Here is a 1,065-nt window from a genome sequence, read left to right as displayed (position 1 = left end):
GCAGCCATACGGCAACGCAGTTTGAGAAACAGATATTGGCACTTTGGGTACTGATGCCGGTGAGTCTGGCGGTATCGGAAGCGGTCAAATCAAGTGTGAAAAGGCGCAGGATTTGACGGAATTTTGACTCGGTAATTTTACTGAACTTTTGGTATTTGTTTTTAATAGGTATATCAGAAGCTTAACATCATTTTTGCTGATTTTGCTTCGTAAGCCCCTTCTTAAAATTCGTTCTTCCTCAAATTTATAAGTTTCGCTTGGGTTTGGTATAGATTCAGAACAAGCCGCCAAACCGGAACACGAAGCTAATACGGTTAATGTTGTCGTTCTCACTATTTAGTCCTTTCGTAAATAACTGTTCCGGTTTCGGAACCATTTTCGTCTTTCAACTAAAAATAGGCTTTTCTGCTGTCCTGAAGCATACATAGCAGTCCTTTTTCATCTTCATACTGCATTTTGGTAAATACACCTTTAGCTAATACTGAAATGCTGTAACGGTTATCTGTTTGAGCTCTATCAAAATCCGATCGCTCAATAACGAAATCATTTTGTTTTTTTGGACTTGCAGATTGGAGTTAACCAAAATACCGATAAATTTTGTGCCGCTCCTACTGTTGAAATGGGATTCCTGATGATAGCCATTTTCCAAGCACTCAAAAAGAATGCTGATAAGAGTGACGGACGAAAGTAGCCTGTGCATTATGCAGCCTCCTGATTCACAGGAACAACATTACAGGCACACAGAGATTTTGGTTGGTTGCTGTTTGATCAGACAGTTACTATCAATACCAATAAAATTACATAAGCAATTTTCACCCAAATCTCCTTTGTTGCCGCGTCTAGACGATTTTAAACTTTTCAATTATTCTATGGCTCTAGACTAGCAGCTTTATATAAATTGCCCCCAAAGTTGGTGACTCAGTTCATCAGAGTTTCGATTCCATCGCCATCCGCATTCCTTCAGGTGCAAATCAAAGTTTTTGGTTACGCCGTTGAATTTGGCGGGCCTTCGTTTGGTAAAACTCCGGAAGCTTTCAATACCATTGATGTGCCCGGTACCATCCG

At 40.3% G+C, this 1,065-nt stretch carries 2 pseudogenes; both read right to left on the bottom strand.

Going from position 1 to position 1,065, the window contains the following annotated elements:
• Positions 1-172 (bottom strand): annotated as a pseudogene (locus IR141_RS13655) (IS1595 family transposase); the annotation flags it as partial.
• Positions 173-889: 717 nt separating this feature from the next.
• Positions 890-1,065: pseudogene (locus IR141_RS12520) on the bottom strand (IS1595 family transposase); the annotation flags it as partial.

This window comes from Neisseria sp. 19428wB4_WF04, from assembly GCF_015235335.1.
Classification (GTDB): Bacteria; Pseudomonadota; Gammaproteobacteria; order Burkholderiales; family Neisseriaceae; genus Neisseria; species Neisseria musculi.
Note: the sequence above shows the minus strand (reverse complement) of the source record. Positions and strands in the feature narration are given on the sequence as shown.